This window comes from Photobacterium angustum (assembly GCF_003026365.1).
Taxonomy (GTDB): Bacteria; Pseudomonadota; Gammaproteobacteria; order Enterobacterales; family Vibrionaceae; genus Photobacterium; species Photobacterium angustum.
This window is the reverse complement of record NZ_PYOM01000008.1, coordinates 164476-181239: the sequence shown is the minus strand read 5'-3', so window position 1 is coordinate 181239 and position 16764 is coordinate 164476. Positions and strand designations below refer to the sequence as shown.

The window sequence follows — 16764 nt, the reverse complement described above, 5'->3', positions numbered from 1 at the left end:
AATTCTAGCTAATAGAAATTGCTGAAATATAACAACTAATTATGCATTCTTTGCAAAGCGTGCATTTTTCGTGATCAACGACAGGCTTACTCTCAGCTAACCAGTTAATCGCTTGCTGCTGACAACTGTCACTACAACTTTCACAATAACCATAAATATTATCGCAAGTATTACTTATCACGATTTTTTCTTGGATCACCTGAGTTTGTGTTCTTGCAAATCGGGTAAATAACTCTCGACGACTATATTGCTTAGCTTCGCGCATTAAAATAAACCTTACAAGGAATTGCTTCAGCATCAAACTCCTCAGTAAGCACCTCAAGAAACTCTTGTCCTAATAGGGCTAACTGATAGTAAGCACCTTCTGGTGCCGCTTGTTCTAATAACGTTAAATAATGACTTGCCCATGGCAATATATGAACAGAAAGCAACTCTTTAACAGCATCAAATTCCTTGGCATCTATTAAGCTTGAAACAACCATTAACATCAATCCAAATTGATCTTCTGGTTCATTATGACAAGCTTCAAATTCAATATCATATTGCTTTAAAAAAGCACGAAAAGCTAAAGTCGATTCACCAAACACTACAGACTCTCGATCTAAATAAACCGAGCCCCAAGGTGGTGCTTTCATTTCACCAACCCCAGTGAAGAGCTCATCATGCCAAACAGCTAACACATCTGAATCAGTGTTTAAAAAGGCATTAGTTGTAACATCAAATTGCGTATACCCCGTTTTCTCCAATGCAAGTACGGTTCTTACACCAGAAACGTCATATTGGCTTGGATGGTAATAAAATAACCCCCCAATAACACGACTAAATACTTTTATATTATTCAGATCAGCACTGTTATACATTACAACTCACAATTCATTAATTTTACCGTCACCATAACAATACTTTGTAATCATTTTACATATATTGATATAAAACAATAAACGAACATTCCAAATAGGGATAATTGCAAACTTCAAATAAGCAATGTCCCAAGGAAATATCGTGTCTAACTTAAAAAAGTCATTGAGCATTACTCGACGTAATGTATTGAAAAGTGGCTCTTTATTAGCTGCGAGTGTTGGCGGAATGTCCCTACCATTCACCAGCGTAAAAGCACTAGCAAAAGAAACACCTACTAAGCCTAATGAAAAAATCGTCTGGTCATCTTGTACTGTAAACTGTGGTTCTCGATGCCCATTACGAATGCATGTTGTTGATGGTGAAATAAAATATGTTGAAACAGATAATACTGGTGACGACATTTTCAACCATTCACATCAAGTCAGAGCTTGTTTACGTGGACGTTCAATGCGTCAACGCGTTTATAATCCCGACCGCTTAAAATATCCATTAAAACGTATTGGTAAACGCGGTGAAGGTAAGTTCCAACGTATTAGCTGGGATGAAGCTTTTGATATTATTGGTAATAGTCTTAAACATACCATTAAAGAGTATGGAAATGACGCTGTTTACCTAAATTACGGCACAGGTACCCTTGGTGGCACTGTTACTAAAAGTTGGGATCCTTCAAGTACGTTAATTGCTCGAATGATGAACTTATGTGGTGGCTACCTTAACCATTACGGTGATTATTCTGCCGCTAATATTGAACGTATGAGTGAATTCTTTTACGGCTCATTTGTTGATAACAACAGTATTGATGACGTTCAAAATGCCGACTTATGTATCATGTTTGGTAACAATCCAGCTGAAACACGCATGTCTGGTGGTGGTCAGGTTCATAGTTTCGTTGATGGACAAAAGATCAATCATACTCGCACTATTTGTATTGATCCTCGCTATACGGACACCGCAGGTGGTCGAGAAGATCAATGGGTTCCGATTAAACATGGTACTGATGCTGCATTGTGCGCTGCGATTGCCCATGTATTGATCACCGAAAACAAAGTCGACCAAGCTTTCCTTGATAAGTATTGTGTTGGTTATGATGCGAAAACCCTTCCAGCATCAGCGCCTAAAAATGGTAGCTATAAAGATTATATTCTGGGTAATGGCAACGATAATACAGCTAAAACACCAGAATGGGCTGCTCCTATTACAGGTATTCCAAGCGATATAATCATTAAATTAGCCCGCGAAATTGGCAATTCTAATCGTATTTATATTACTCAAGGTTGGGGTTTACAACGCTCTGCTAATGGCGAACAAGCCTGTAAAGCAATCATGATGTTATCTCTACTGAGAGGTCAAGTAGGCCTTCAAGGTGGTGGTACTGGTGCTCGTGAAGGCAACCATAGCTATCCTTTTGTTCGTTTTCCTAAAGTAGAAAACCCAATCAAAACAGCCATCCCAATGTTCCTGTGGACGGACGCTATTTTCCGTGCTCATGAAATGACAGATAAAACGGATGGTCTTTTAGGTGCAGAAAAGCTTAATAACCCAATTAAGTTTATTTGGAACTATGCGGGTAACTGTTTAATCAACCAGCATTCTGATATCAACCGTACCCATGACATCCTACAAGATGAAAAAGCGTGTGAGATGATTGTTGTTATCGATAATCACATGACATCATCTGCAAAATATGCCGATATTGTGCTACCTGATTGTACAACTTCCGAACAGTCTGACTTCTGTATGGATGGCGCAGCGGCATCAATGCCTTACTTTATTTTCGCAAGCCAAGCAATTAAACCACGCTTTGAGTGTAAACCTATTTACGACATCATGACGGGTGTAGCGAAGCGTATGGGTGTTGAAGAAGCCTTTACTGAAGGTCGTACGCAAGAAGAATGGTTACAATGGATGTATGCCGAAACCGTTAAACAAAATAACGATCCGCATCTTCCAGATTACGACACAATGCGTAAGCAAGGGATCTACAAAAAACAATTTGAACGTCCACATGTTCCTTACGAAGATTTCCGTGCAAACCCTGAAGCGAATCCATTGCCGACACCGTCAGGTAAAATTGAAATCTATTCAGAGCAATTAGCGACCATTGCTAAAGAATGGGAATTAGACAGTGATGAGCATATTACGCCTATCCCTGAATACCATTCCACCTTTAATGGTTGGGATTCAAAAGATCGTAAAGAATACCCACTACAACTTACAGGTTTCCACTATAAAGCTCGTGCCCACTCTACTTATGGCAACGTTGCCTTGTTAAAAGCCGCAGCACCACAAGAGCTATGGATGAACCCTATTGATGCTCAATCTCGTGGCATTAAAAATGGTGATCTTGTCAATGTGAGAAGCAAACAAGGTGAATTGAATGTTCGAGTGAAAGTAACACCGCGTATTATGCCGCATGTTACAGCACTAGGCGAAGGTGCTTGGTACTCTCCGAACAGTAAAGGTGTTGATCAAGCGGGTTCAATTAACGTATTGACCACCAGCCGACCTAGCCCACTGGCAAAGTCGAATCCATCTCATACCAACCTTGTTGAAGTTAAACTAGTGAAAAGCATGGGAGCTTCATAATGACACCTAAGAAACAATATGGCTTTTACATCGATTCCAGTAAATGTACTGGCTGTAAAACCTGTCAGCTTTCATGTAAAGATAATAAAGATCTAGGTATAGACCGTAACTTCCGCCGTATTTATGAATATGTTGGTGGTAACTGGAGTGAAAATAACGGCGTTTTCCGCCAAGATGTTTTCTCTTACTATCTTTCAATTTCATGCAATCACTGTTCAGATCCTGCATGTACAAAAGTTTGCCCATCTGGTGCAATGCATAAGCGTGAAGAAGATGGTCTAGTTGTTGTTAACGAAGACGTCTGCATTGGTTGTAAATACTGCCATATGGCTTGTCCATACGGTGCACCACAATACAGTGAAGAAAAAGGCCACATGACAAAGTGTGATGGCTGTTTTGAACGTGTTGCTGAAGGGCTGATGCCAATTTGTGTTGATAGTTGTCCACTGCGTGCCATCGAATTTGGTGAGATCAGTGAACTGCGTAAAAAATATGGTAATAACGCAAATTGTGCGCCGTTGCCAGATTCAAGTATTACGCACCCGAATTTGATCATTAAATTAAATCCAAATGGTAAACCTGTTGGTGATACTAGCGGATTTTTACAAAACCCTAGAGAGGTTAAATCATGATTTATCCTGAATTACCCCTAGTCATATTTACCGTTCTAGCACAGACAGCTGTTGGTGGTTATATCATCATGGCTTCTCGTCTGTCTGCGATGGGAGCAACATTTAAGCAGCGTCGCCCTATTGTTCTAAGTATGTTTATCTTATGGGCATTTATGGCCGTTGGATTTGCAGCTTCAACAATGCACTTAGGCAGTCCATTACGTGCATTTAATGCATTAAACCGTGTTGGACATTCTGGCCTCTCAAATGAGATTTTAACGGGAAGCCTATTTTTTGCTCTTGGTGGAATTTACTGGCTTGCTGATCTGTTTAAAGTCGTCAGCGAGTCTATTTTAAAGCTTGCTCGTATTGTTGTTTCAATTGCTGGTATTATCTTTATGGCAGCAATGGTCAAAGTTTATTTAATAAATACAGTGCCAGTTTGGAACAGTAGTTTTACTTATGTTGAATTCATTGGCACCGTATTAATGTCAGGAATACTATTAGCATATGTATTACTAAACTTAACAAACTCATCAAGCCGTGAACTAAATGTAAAATTGGCTATCTTAGGCGTAATCATTATTGCTCTACACCTCATTGTTACAGCATGGCAATTAGTTGATATAGCTGAGATAACTACGTCAATTCAATCAGGTGCTAGCCATTTAGCAAGCTACTCTGGTTCAATAGTTACGCGTTTAACTTTATTAGTTATTGCGGCTGGATTATGGCTAACATCGGCCTTTAAAGCTTCACTTACAACCAAACTCGGTTTACTCGCGTTTATCGCGATGTTTATTGCTGAGATAATTGGACGTGGTGTTTTTTACGGATTACATTTCACCGTCGGTCTTATTTGATACGTTGAATAAGGCGAGATAACACTAGAGGGTGTTGATAGACTAATCAGATGTATATTTGTTATCAGTCAGCACCCTTTTATATATTTTTTGCAAAAACATACTGACCTTTCCTAATATAGCGCAAATATAAACTGTCTTATTTGCGTAAAACTTACGTCATTGAAGTGTAACTCTTGAAGACTAAATTTGGTATATACCAATTAGCATGAGTTATCACCATGAGTACATATCTCCAAATTGACAAGCTTTGTAAGCACTTTGGTCAATTCACTGCCTTAAAGAATATCTCCCTCGCTATCAATAAGGGGGAGTTTATTTGTTTTCTAGGCCCTTCTGGTTGCGGTAAAACAACATTACTTCGTGCAATTGCTGGCATGGATATCGCGAGCTCAGGTCATATCACTCAAGATGGTAAGGACACGACTTTCCTTGCGCCTGAAAAGCGTGATTTCGGTATAGTATTTCAATCTTATGCCCTCTTCCCAAACCTAACGGTATCAGAAAATATTGCATTAGGCTTACGTAACCAAGGCAAATCTCATAAAACAGCTAGTGACATTGTCACATATTGGTTAGAGCTCATTGGATTGCCAGATTCAGGCGAAAAGTACCCAAGCCAATTATCGGGTGGTCAACAACAACGTATTGCGCTAGCTCGCGCACTCGCCTTGTCACCGGGGTTACTATTACTCGATGAGCCTCTATCCGCATTAGATGCAAAAGTACGAACACACCTTCGTGATGAAATTTGCCAACTTCAACGTAAACTTGGCATTACCACAATCATGGTGACTCACGATCAAGAAGAAGCCCTATCAATGGCTGACAGAATTGTTGTAATGAATCACGGTGTCATTGAGCAAGTTGGTACACCTGAAGAAATCTATCAAAATCCCGCTTCACGCTTTGTCGCAGAGTTTGTTGGTAGCATGAACTTTATAGATGCATCTGTTGTGAGTGACGATAACATCCGAATTGGTGAAACTTTGTTACCTTCACCGAACGAGCACCTTAATCGTGGGCAACGTATTGAATTAGGGCTGCGCCCAGAAGATCTTCATTTCACCGATAATAATCAACAATCAGCATCCTCGATCCCTGTTCAAGTTGAAGATTTAGAATTTCAAGGCACTTACGTTCGCGCAAATTGTCGATTACAAGGCTATAACCCCGCTAAAAATATTAAAGTCGATGTACCAATCAGAGAACTACGACGTCTTGCCATTAAGGAAGGTCATTTCCTCTTCGTAAATATCACTCAGCAATATACCCACATTTTTAAAGCTCAGTGATTTAATAATTTTAAAGGATCAATGATTATGGCTTCTTTACTTCCAGCTAAAGCAATTCCAAATAGTCGTCATCAAATAACATCACTACCACTTAATGTGCGTTTGGCAATGTTAAAAAATACTGTCACCAAGAACAATGTTATTGTCGCGGTCATACTCATTCTACTTTTGGTAATGATGGGGATTTTTGTTATTGCGCCACTCTTTTCTATGCTTCAGAAAAGTATGCAAAACGAAGCTGGACAATTTGTTGGTTTAGCCAACTTTGTGGAGTATTTTTCATATTCTTCAGTATGGCAATCAATCAGAAACACGCTCGTTATTGGTGTTACTGTCACTTCTCTCGTTGGTCTATTTGCTTTTTTTTACGCATATGCACTAACCCGAAGTTGTATGCCATTTAAAGGGTTATTTAGTGTTTTAGGAACTGCGCCAATCCTTGCACCTTCTCTATTACCAGCACTCAGTTTAATCTATATCTTAGGTAATCAAGGTATTGCTAAAGAACTTCTAATGGGACACTCCATTTATGGCCCTATCGGTATAACGATTGGTTTAACCTTCTGGTGTTTTCCTCATGCTTTGATGATCATCAAAACGTCACTTCGTACCTCAGATGCAAGATTATATGAAGCAGCAAAAGCTCTTAATACTTCGCCATTAAAAACCTTTTTTATCGTTACGCTACCAGGCGCAAAATACGGCGTGATAAGTGCGTTGATTGTGGTATTTACACTTGTTGTATGTGATTTTTCAGTACCTAAGGTTATCGGCGGTAGCTATAACATTCTGGCAACTGATATTTTCAAACAAGTAGTTGGCCAACAAAACTTTGAGATGGGTGCGGTAACCAGTGTTGCGTTACTGGTGCCAGCAATTCTTGCTTTTACGGCTGATCGTTGGGTACAGAAAAAACAAAAAGGGCTATTTGACTCTCGCTCTGTCGCTTATGTGCCTCAAGCTAACTTTATCCGAGATGGGTTATGCTTTATTTTTTGTAGCCTTATTTGTCTCGTTATTATAACAATTATTGGTATGGCGATTTACGGCTCACTCGTCACATTTTGGCCATGGAATACTACCCTTAGTCTTCATAATTATAACTTTGCGCAATTTAGTGCATCCGGTTGGGAACCATATTTTAATTCGATTAAGTTAGGCTTATTGGTTGCCGTTTTCGGAACAATAACCATTTTTCTAGGTGCATACTGTATTGAAAAAGGACGCTGTCTGGGTCCGCTTCGTCAATTACTACAAATGTTTGCAATTATTCCAATGGCAGTTCCGGGAATGGTACTTGGTTTAGGTTATATTTTCTTTTTCAACAATAGCGCGAACCCGCTAACTATTATTTACGGCAAACTTACTATTCTGGTCATTAATACTGTAATGCATTATTACACCGTGGGACATATGACCGCAGTCACCGCATTAAAACAATTACCAGCAGAGATCGAAGCTATTTCTGCATCACTAAAACTGCCACAATATAAAGCGTTCTTTAAAGTTACTTTACCTGTGTGTGCTCCTGCAATTCTAGATATTTTTGTCTATTTGTTTGTTAATGCAATGACGACAACCTCTGCGATTATATTTTTATATTCAACAGATACTATGCCAGCGTCAGTTTCCGTACTTAATATGGATGAAGCTGGACAAACAGGACCAGCAGCTGCAATGGCCGTGATGTTATTAATCACAACTGCACTGGTAAAAATAAGCTATGTCGGTGTTAGTAAATTACTTGAAAAAACAACACAAACATGGCGAAAACGCTGAATAATATAAGGGCAAGCGAACCCTTGCCCTCTTGTATATTAATTCTTTTATAATTGTATTTTATATACATATAATACTGTTTAATGGATAGAAAAATTAAATTCGACACGAGCAAGAAGAGAGTGGTTTAGTGCAATATTTAAAGATCAAGGAAGCTATCTTTGAACAAATTGAATCAGGTCAATTAGGACAAAAGCTGCCATCAGAAAGGAAATTGGCAGAATCATTTAATACAACTCGTATTACCTTGAGAGAAGCACTTTCGTTACTTGAGTCGGAGGGAAAACTCTTTAGAGAGGATCGTCGTGGATGGTTTATATCACCACAACCATTAATTTATGATCCAACGAACACCACAGAGTTTCCTGCAATGGCGATGGTACAAGGTCGCACTCCCCGATCGGAGTTACTCTCAGCGGAATTAGTCAAACCCAATAAGCAAGTAGCACAATTACTACAAACGAGTACTGAAGATGAATTGTATCGAATCAAGCGTTTACGTTTTCTCGATAATCGTCCAGTCGTTGTGGTAACCAACTACATCTTACCGTCATTCTTTCCAAACTTACTGGAAACCGATTTTACGCACTCTCTCAGTATTATTTACCGCGAGCAATTCAATCGTATATATTCAAAAACGCGCTATCGTGTGAGCACTACTTCATTAACAGGCTCTACAGCGACAGCGCTACGTGCTACAGCAGGTAGCCCTGCTATGTTTGTAGAACGTTTAAATTACGATCAATATAATAATCTTATTGACTGTGACTTGGAATATTGGCGCCATGACGCAATATGTATTCAATCACTTGCCACTTTAAAGAACACCTAGTGAACGATAGAAACTGCGTCTAGCTTTTCTTTCAATTCTTGATCGTATTCATCTAACCACGCATAGCGTTCGCGATACATTTTACGCTTTGGTCGTTTAATATCTTCCATTGCGCGACGCTCTGTGTGTAATGGTAACAAATAGAAGTCATCATTGAACTCTTCACCATTATGCTCTTGCCATAATTGGTCATAGTTAAGATTAATCGTTGACGCTTTTTTACCATAACGCTTAGCGGTGTATACATGTGCACTATTTTTAACCGCATAGATATGCTCAATATTCATATCGTTAGCAAATAAACGTAAGGTTTCAACCATAAATGACTTTGGTCGTAAGCCATAAAAAGCTTTCGTAAATAAGCGGCTAAATCCATTATCGTTAGCACCACCTTGCATACAACCGACATAAATATCATTGTCAATAACGGTAAATGCGATAGCGTAATAACGGTGATCGTTGCTATCTGTCAGTATTAACGCTAACTCACCCTCGCGACGATAAGTATGATCAAAACTTAGTTTAACTTGATAGGAATTTTCTTCAATATCAAAGCTATAAAGCTCTAATTCATCAGCATAAATAGTATGTCGAGCTGAATCTGAAAAATGGCTTTCCATCCAGTTATAATGTTTTTTTAAAACCTCAACAATTTGATTTTTAGAAAAACACGTAGCCAAATAGGGTTTTGTAAAGCGCATTAAAAATTCAGGTTGTTGCTCAATGATTTCTTGTCGTTGGGCATTTGAAAAGAAATGAGCGAGTTCTTTATATTGGCGTGAATACACCATTGCCCTGAACGCATATTTAGCGATAGACAATGTTTTACCGTGATTTTTATGCTTATAGGCCTGTTTTGCAGAGTTCAATATGCTCATGTGATATGTTTGTCTTATTTGTGTTAATTTTCCTTGAGTTTATACCAAATAAGAATTAAAAGATAAATATAGTGTTTTATTTTTTGGATATGAATTTTCTTCACTAACACGAAGATGGAAGGTAATATCTGTTATTCAGAACGATAAACAGAGTAATATCATGGAAAAATTAATGCCATACCTTGCTAAATTCGCCTTTACTGTCTCTATGGTTATGTTTGTAGCTGGCGGAGGTATGGCACTATATGCGATGTTTTACGGTTAATTAACGTTATAAACGCATACCACCATCAATTTCGAGAATACGCCCAGTGAAGTAGTCATTCTCAATAATATACTTCACTGTATGAGCAACCTCTTCAGGCTCACCAACACGCTCTAAAGGTGCTGACGCCTTCATTTTTTCAAGCACTTCGGGCTTCAATTGGTCTGTTAAAGGAGTATCAATCAAACCGGGAGCAATTGCAGCAACACGAATACCATATTTTGCTAACTCTTTAGACCAACCCACAGCCATAGTTGCAACTGCAGCTTTTGATGCCGCGTAGTTAGTTTGGCCTAATGTTCCTGCTCTAGCGACACTTGAAATGTTAATAATAACGCCTTGTGATCCAGTTTTGATCATCTTTTCAGCAGCTTCTCGTCCACACAAAAATGAACCAGTAACATTAACATCCATCACCGTTTGAAATTGTTCTAAAGGCATTTTCGTTAATACGTCATTACTTTCACTAACCAGCAAGCCATCATCAAGAATACCAGCATTGTTAATTAAGACATTAATATGACCGAAATCTTCAATAATATGCGCAAATGCTTGAACAACTTCCTCTTCGCTTGTTACGTCAGCCTCATAGATCATTGCTTTACTATTTAGCATATGGCACTGATCTTGCGTTTGACGTAGCCCAGCTGAGTTGATATCAATTAAAGCCAATTCAGCGCCCATTTGAGCTAGAGTTACAGCCATCATCTGGCCTAGACCTTGACTAGCACCGGTAATGACAACAACGCTATTCTCAATATTCATTTATTGCTCCTGAATTAAAACAAAATTTTTGACTTTGCTACTTTAACGTATATTTGACTATCACAATAATTCTATTCATAAAAACTAAGTTATTATAAATAGTTAGCTAATATTCACCTGATTAAGTGGATTTTCATGCTCAGACCAGATAGGTGTAAATATTTGCTCAACGATTTTTGTATCAACATCACTTACTGATGAATAAATCCAGTTAGGCGTATAATCTTTATCAATTAAATGCGCTCGGACACCTTCTTTAAACTCACCCAACAAACCACAATTCACTGAAAGGCCCAATTCCATTTTTATACAGTCTAGTAAAGATACATCTTTATAGTCCTGTATTTGTTTAAAACAGATATGTGCGGTAATAGGGCTACCTGCATTCATTGCCTTTTTTGCAGTCTCAATCCAGAGCCCTAAACCATCAATGGCATTAATCTGTTCGTAAATAGTAGGTAATGATTGGGAAAAACAGGCCGCCTGAATTTGCGCAAAGTATGGCATTAATTGATTTGCTGGTAACACGGAGTGCGCTTCTACAGCACTGTTATTTAATATGGTCGAGACTACTTCGGATACCAATGGCTGACTTTGTGTATCAGCCAATACTGTTGACCATGGGTAATCCTTTAACTGTCTGACGACATTATCGTAAGCATTATTTGAAACAATATGATCAACCATCGCTAAATCACGAGCATCACAAACATTGACACGTGCGCCTGTTAATCCCAAAAACAAACCGATACCAGCAGGAAGCTGATTTAAAAACCATGTCGCACCAACATCAGGGTATAAGCCAATAGTTATTTCTGGCATCGCTAATACTGTATTAGGTAAAGCAACGCGGTGACTTGCGCCTATATATAAACCTAACCCTCCCCCCATGATGAACCCATGTCCCCACGCAATAACGGGTTTGTTGTAGTGATGGATGAGTAAATTACAACTATATTCGACAGAGAAATATTCAGTTAAAAACGGTTTAGCTACGTGGCTATCGATTTGATCTAAATCTATTTGTGGTGGCTTATGTTGATGATTTAAAGCAGGATCATTTTCCATTGCATAATACATACTGCGCACATCCCCACCCGCACAAAAAGCACGATCACCCTTCGATTTAAAAATTACAGCAACAATGCTTTCATCTTCACGCCAAAGCTGTAAATACTGGTAAATCGTTTTATGCATATTTAACGTAAGTGCATTAAGCGATGATGGATTATCCAGCTCTAATACACCAATACTATGTCCATCAGTACAACGGATATAAGAAACATTAACCATTCCTGTCATCACTTACTCCTTCAACTTCATTACACTCTTCAATGTCATACTATTTAACATCAACTTCAATCGCAATTGCTAATGCTTCCCCTCCGCCAACACATACAGCAGCAACACCTTTAAGCGTTTTAATTTTAGTGCTACTCAACATTTGCACTTTTTGTCGTAATGCATGGGTTAATGTCACCACGACTCTTGTTCCTGTAGCGCCTATTGGATGGCCTAATGCACAAGCTCCACCGTTAACATTCACTTTTTCAGCATCAATACCTAACTGCTCTATCGCGGCAATTGTCACCACAGCAAAAGCTTCGTTAATTTCCCACAAATCAACATCATCAATGGACCAATTAAGATCATCTAATAATTGGTTAATGGCATGAATAGGTGCAATGGTAAACTCATCAGGATCACGACTATGACTTGCATACCCTTTAATTGTCGCCAGAGGATCTAAGCCTTGTCGGCGAACTTGCTCTGCTTCCATTAACACTAGAGCTGCAGCGCCGTCACCAATAGCACTTGATGAAGCAGCTGTGATCGTGCCTTGTTCACCGTGTTGAGAAAATAAAGGTGGGAGATTTGGTATTTTCTTTGGGTTAACTTCATTTGGGTGCTGATCTTTTTCAACTGTCATCAAGGCTTTTTTACTCTGGGCGGTAATAGGGACAATTTCAGCGTGAAATGCCTGACTATTATCCGCTTCTCGGGCTTTATTGATTGACCTTATAGCCCACTCATCCATGGTTTCGCGTGAAATATCATACTTACTCGCCGTTTGTTGGCCATAAACGCCCATTAAATGCCCATCAAATGCATCTTGCAATCCATCTAGGTATAAATGATCCAGTACCGCTTTATGGCCTATTCGCATACCATTTCGGCTGTCTGTGAGTAAATAAGGGGCATTGGTCATGCTCTCCATGCCCCCTGCTACAGCCGTTCGAATCGCCCCAGCTTTAATCATATCGCAAGCCAATAAGATAGATTTTAACCCAGAGCCACAAACTTTGTTTATCGTTGTACAAGCAACCGATATAGGAATTTTTGCCATCAAAGCAGCTTGTCTTGCAGGTGCTTGCCCAACACCTGCCGTTAACACACACCCCATAAAGACTTCATCAATCAATTGTGCAATGTGCTCATACTCCATCTCACTATTATGTTCTTGAGTAGTATCTGTTGGCTGAGCACGTTTAACATCTCGTAATGCTGCTTCAATAACAATACTGCCCAGCTGAGATGCTGAAAAATGCCGTAAATCGCCTTGAAAACTCCCAATTGGCGTTCTTTTAGCAGCAACGATCAGAATATCCTTACTCATACCAATCACCTCTTTACGTCAATTTAGAAAACATTGCCTTGCAGGAATATTAGGGGATTTCTTGACGCTTTTGTAAGCATAGCACTAACATTTACGTAAACGTTAAGAAACATTGGCTGGGATTTTAATACTCAAAATCACTGCTCTGCTTAACCGATAGGTGAAAAGTTTTTACCTATCTAACGTTGCAGGAGACTCAATGTGATGACTTTCAAAATCAGCGAGCTTGCAAACGAATTTAAAATAACACCACGCAGTATTCGCTTTTATGAAGATATAGGCTTGCTTTCACCGAAACGAGACGGCGTAAACCGTGTCTATGGACGGCGAGATAAAATTCGGCTCGGTTTAATACTTCGCGGTAAGCGTTTAGGCTTTTCTTTACAAGAGATCGGGGAACTCTTCAGTTTATACGATGACAATAAAAGCCATGATCAGCTACTTTCTATGATCGATATCATCGATCAAAAACAACGACAACTAACTCATCAACGCGCTGATATTGATATCACTCTTATTGAACTTGAACGCGCAAAAAAACGCTGCAAGCACGCCTTAATAAAATCAGACCTATACAAAAACAAGTAGTCACAACTGTTCCCGCAAAGGAGGCTTTACCATGAATAGCCAATACGCACCGCTCAACTTTGATTTAGGTGATACTGCCAATATGCTGCGCGAACAAGTTAACTTATATGCAGCTGAATATATTGCCCCTATCGCTAACGAAATAGATCAAGATAATCAATTTCCCCACTATCTTTGGCAATCATTAGGTCAAATGGGCTTACTTGGCGTCACCATTGGTGAACAATACGGTGGGGCTGCTATGGGCTATTTAGAGCATGTTATCGTGATGGAAGAGATCAGCCGTGCTTCTGCCTCAATCGGATTAAGCTACGGTGCCCATTCCAACTTATGTGCCAATCAAATCTTTAGAAATGGTAATGATGCTCAGAAACAACAATACCTGCCTGCATTAATCACTGGAGAACATATTGGTGCACTGGCAATGAGTGAAGTCAATGCTGGATCTGATGTTATGAGTATGCAGTTAAAAGCAGAAAATCACGGCGATCATTTTGTTCTCAACGGTAATAAAATGTGGATCACTAATGGACCAGAGGCCAATACGCTTGTGGTGTATGCCCGCACCTCAGCCAAAGCAATCACCGCCTTTATTATCGAATCACAATTTGATGGTTTTTCTACTGCGCAAAAGCTCAACAAATTAGGAATGCGTGGCTCAAATACTTGCGAGTTAGTTTTTATTAACTGCAAAGTACCGAAACAAAATGTACTGGGTGACGTCGACCGCGGCGCAAAAGTCTTAATGAGTGGATTAGACTTCGAGCGCGTAGTACTTGCCGCCGGCCCACTCGGTATTGCGCAATCATGTTTGGATGTCGTGATCCCTTACATACATGAACGAAAGCAATTTGGCAAAGCGATTGGTGAATTTGAACTAATCCAAGCTAAAGTTGCAGACATGTATACCCAACTCAATGCTGCTCGCAGTTATGTTTACACCGTAGCAAAAGCCTGTGACCGCGGTGAAGTCACCCGTAAAGATGCAGCTGGAGTGATTTTGCTCAGTGCTGAACTAGCCACGAAAATGGCGTTAGAAACTATTCAAATACTCGGTGGTAATGGCTATATCAATGATTACCCTGCCGGACGTTTATTACGAGATGCCAAACTTTATGAAATTGGTGCAGGAACTTCAGAGATAAGACGCATGCTAATTGGACGTGAATTATTCTCAGAATCAGCTCGCTAAGGAGTAAGCCATGGCTCAACTTACCTCAAAAGTAGATACAACCAGCCAATGGTTCAAAAACAATAAGGATGAGATGCAATTGTTGGTTGACGACTTAAATAACCACCTAGAGATAATCCATCAAGGTGGTGGAGAATCGGCATTATCACATCAAAAAAAACAAGGTAAGCAACCAGTAAGACAAAGAATTCATCAGTTACTTGATAAACACAGTCCATGGTTAGAAATTGCACCTTTTGCCGCACTAAATGTCTATAGCGAAGCCGTTCCTTGTGCTGGCATTATTACTGGCATTGGCTACATCCACCAGCATGCGTGTATGATCATTGCTAATGATCCTTCGGTTAAGGGTGGAACATATTTCCCACTAACGGTAAAGAAACACCTTAGAGCCCAAGAAATCGCTGAAAAGTGTCATCTTCCCTGTATTTATATTGTTGATTCAGGCGGTGCTAACCTACCACACCAAGCCGAAGTTTTTGCCGATAAAGATCATTTTGGTCGTATCTTTTTCAATCAAGCCCAAATGTCAGCGAAAGGGATCCCTCAAATTGCTGTTGTTATGGGGCTTTGCACTGCAGGTGGCGCATACATTCCAGCTATGGCTGATGTGTCTATCATGGTAAAAGATCAAGCAACAATCTATTTAGCTGGTCCCCCTTTAGTAAAAGCAGCAACAGGTGAAGAAGTAACAGCACAAGAATTAGGCGGTGCCGATGTTCATTGTAAAACATCAGGTCTTGCTGATTACTATGCTAATGATGAACCCCATGCATTGAATCTTGCACGTGATGCTATTGCCAGTTGCAATATACCAAGTGCAAACACTCATCATAATTCCACTGCATCCCCACCGAAATACAGCATGGATGACATCTACGGCATAGTGGGTACCAATATCCGTATTCCATTTGATATTAAAGAGCTCATCGCCCGTTTAGTCGACAACTCTGAATTTGACGAATTTAAAGCCATGTATGGCAATACCCTCGTTTGTGGCTTTGGAGCTATTGAAGGCCACCCTGTTGGTATTATTGCTAACAATGGCATTCTATTTTCAGAATCGGCACAAAAAGGCGCTCACTTTATTGAGCTATGCTGTAAGCGGAAAATCCCTCTGTTGTTTTTACAAAACATCACCGGATTTATGGTTGGTAAACGGGTTGAAGCAGAAGGTATTGCAAAACACGGCGCAAAAATGGTGATGGCTGTTGCTTGTGCCAATGTGCCCAAATTTACCGTTATCATCGGAGGCTCATACGGCGCAGGGAATTATGGCATGTGTGGAAGAGCTTATGATCCAACTCTGTTATGGATGTGGCCTAATGCGCGCATATCCGTCATGGGTGGTGAGCAAGCCGCTGAAGTCTTATCACAAATCACTCAAGCTATCCGCCAACGAGAAAATAAACCGTGGACGGAGCAAGACGAACAACAAATAAAACAACCGATTTTAGAACTCTATGACAAACAAGGTCATCCCTACTTCGCCAGTGCAAGGCTATGGGATGACGGCATTATTGATCCTAAATCTACACGTGATGTATTAGCCCAGGCGCTTTCAATTACTCAGCATGTCCCTATAAAAGAAACCCGATTTGGTATTTTCCGCATGTAACTTTTTAGGTCATA

General features: G+C 39.8%; 16 protein-coding genes. 10 read left to right on the top strand and 6 right to left on the bottom strand.

Annotated elements, in window-relative coordinates:
• Positions 1–4: 4 nt before the first annotated feature.
• Together CTN01_RS10365 and CTN01_RS10360 are read right to left on the bottom strand one after the other, a co-directional pair.
• Positions 5–265, bottom strand: a complete 261-nt coding sequence (locus CTN01_RS10365) for a 4Fe-4S binding protein (RefSeq protein WP_045127580.1) — start codon at positions 263–265, stop codon at positions 5–7.
• The gene (locus CTN01_RS10360) at positions 252–860 is read right to left on the bottom strand and encodes a molecular chaperone TorD family protein (RefSeq protein ID WP_045082259.1); all 609 of its coding nucleotides are present in this window, start codon (positions 858–860) and stop codon (positions 252–254) included. The genes CTN01_RS10365 and CTN01_RS10360 overlap by 14 nt, the downstream gene beginning before the upstream one ends.
• A gap of 124 nt (positions 861–984) precedes the next feature.
• Here CTN01_RS10360 and CTN01_RS10355 point away from each other — a divergent pair, with 124 nt between their 5' ends.
• From CTN01_RS10355 to phnR, 6 genes are all read left to right on the top strand, one after another.
• Entirely contained in the window at positions 985–3447 is a 2463-nt protein-coding gene (locus tag CTN01_RS10355) for a DmsA/YnfE/YnfF family dimethyl sulfoxide reductase (RefSeq protein WP_045082260.1), read from the top strand.
• Positions 3447–4079, top strand: a complete 633-nt coding sequence (locus tag CTN01_RS10350) for a DMSO/selenate family reductase complex B subunit (protein ID WP_045082261.1) — start codon at positions 3447–3449, stop codon at positions 4077–4079. The genes CTN01_RS10355 and CTN01_RS10350 overlap by 1 nt, the downstream gene beginning before the upstream one ends.
• Positions 4076–4921, top strand: coding sequence for a dimethyl sulfoxide reductase anchor subunit family protein (locus tag CTN01_RS10345; RefSeq protein ID WP_045147419.1), 846 nt, complete (start codon positions 4076–4078; stop codon positions 4919–4921). The genes CTN01_RS10350 and CTN01_RS10345 overlap by 4 nt, the downstream gene beginning before the upstream one ends.
• Positions 4922–5142: 221 nt before the next feature.
• The gene (locus CTN01_RS10340) at positions 5143–6216 is read left to right on the top strand and encodes a putative 2-aminoethylphosphonate ABC transporter ATP-binding protein (protein WP_045147420.1); all 1074 of its coding nucleotides are present in this window, start codon (positions 5143–5145) and stop codon (positions 6214–6216) included.
• Between the two features lie 108 nt (positions 6217–6324).
• Positions 6325–7995 (top strand): putative 2-aminoethylphosphonate ABC transporter permease subunit, encoded by a 1671-nt coding sequence (locus tag CTN01_RS10335; protein WP_211317082.1) that lies wholly within the window; start codon positions 6325–6327, stop codon positions 7993–7995.
• A 130-nt stretch (positions 7996–8125) separates the two neighbouring features.
• Positions 8126–8827 carry a phosphonate utilization transcriptional regulator PhnR gene (phnR, locus tag CTN01_RS10330; protein WP_045147423.1) on the top strand — a complete coding sequence of 234 codons (702 nt, stop codon included), beginning with the start codon at positions 8126–8128 and terminating at the stop codon, positions 8825–8827.
• Here phnR and CTN01_RS10325 read toward each other — a convergent pair.
• Positions 8824–9705 carry a VirK/YbjX family protein gene (locus CTN01_RS10325; RefSeq protein ID WP_045147426.1) on the bottom strand — a complete coding sequence of 294 codons (882 nt, stop codon included), beginning with the start codon at positions 9703–9705 and terminating at the stop codon, positions 8824–8826. The two genes, phnR and CTN01_RS10325, sit on opposite strands and share 4 nt — an antisense overlap.
• A 172-nt stretch (positions 9706–9877) precedes the next feature.
• Between CTN01_RS10325 and CTN01_RS10320 the strand changes: the two genes are divergently transcribed.
• The gene (locus CTN01_RS10320; RefSeq protein WP_105062703.1) at positions 9878–9970 is read left to right on the top strand and encodes a 3-ketoacyl-ACP reductase; all 93 of its coding nucleotides are present in this window, start codon (positions 9878–9880) and stop codon (positions 9968–9970) included.
• 6 nt (positions 9971–9976) lie between these two features.
• Here CTN01_RS10320 and CTN01_RS10315 read toward each other — a convergent pair whose 3' ends face one another.
• The 3 genes from CTN01_RS10315 to CTN01_RS10305 form a co-directional block, all read right to left on the bottom strand.
• The gene (locus CTN01_RS10315; RefSeq protein ID WP_005364780.1) at positions 9977–10735 is read right to left on the bottom strand and encodes an SDR family oxidoreductase; all 759 of its coding nucleotides are present in this window, start codon (positions 10733–10735) and stop codon (positions 9977–9979) included.
• A 102-nt stretch (positions 10736–10837) separates the two neighbouring features.
• Positions 10838–12037, bottom strand: a complete 1200-nt coding sequence (locus tag CTN01_RS10310; RefSeq protein ID WP_045147428.1) for an enoyl-CoA hydratase/isomerase family protein — start codon at positions 12035–12037, stop codon at positions 10838–10840.
• 40 nt (positions 12038–12077) lie between these two features.
• On the bottom strand, positions 12078–13352 hold the full coding sequence (locus tag CTN01_RS10305; RefSeq protein ID WP_045147431.1) for a thiolase family protein: 1275 nt from the start codon (positions 13350–13352) through the stop codon (positions 12078–12080).
• Between the two features lie 201 nt (positions 13353–13553).
• On the opposite strand from CTN01_RS10305, the gene CTN01_RS10300 reads away from it, so the two are divergent.
• Genes CTN01_RS10300 through CTN01_RS10290 form a run of 3 tightly spaced genes read left to right on the top strand, consistent with a single transcriptional unit; the run spans position 13554 to position 16750 of the window.
• Entirely contained in the window at positions 13554–13940 is a 387-nt protein-coding gene (locus CTN01_RS10300) for a MerR family transcriptional regulator (protein ID WP_045147433.1), read from the top strand.
• Positions 13941–13971: 31 nt separating this feature from the next.
• Entirely contained in the window at positions 13972–15132 is a 1161-nt protein-coding gene (locus tag CTN01_RS10295; protein ID WP_045147434.1) for an isovaleryl-CoA dehydrogenase, read from the top strand.
• A 10-nt stretch (positions 15133–15142) separates the two neighbouring features.
• Positions 15143–16750 carry a carboxyl transferase domain-containing protein gene (locus tag CTN01_RS10290; RefSeq protein WP_045147435.1) on the top strand — a complete coding sequence of 536 codons (1608 nt, stop codon included), beginning with the start codon at positions 15143–15145 and terminating at the stop codon, positions 16748–16750.
• Positions 16751–16764 lie beyond the last annotated feature (14 nt).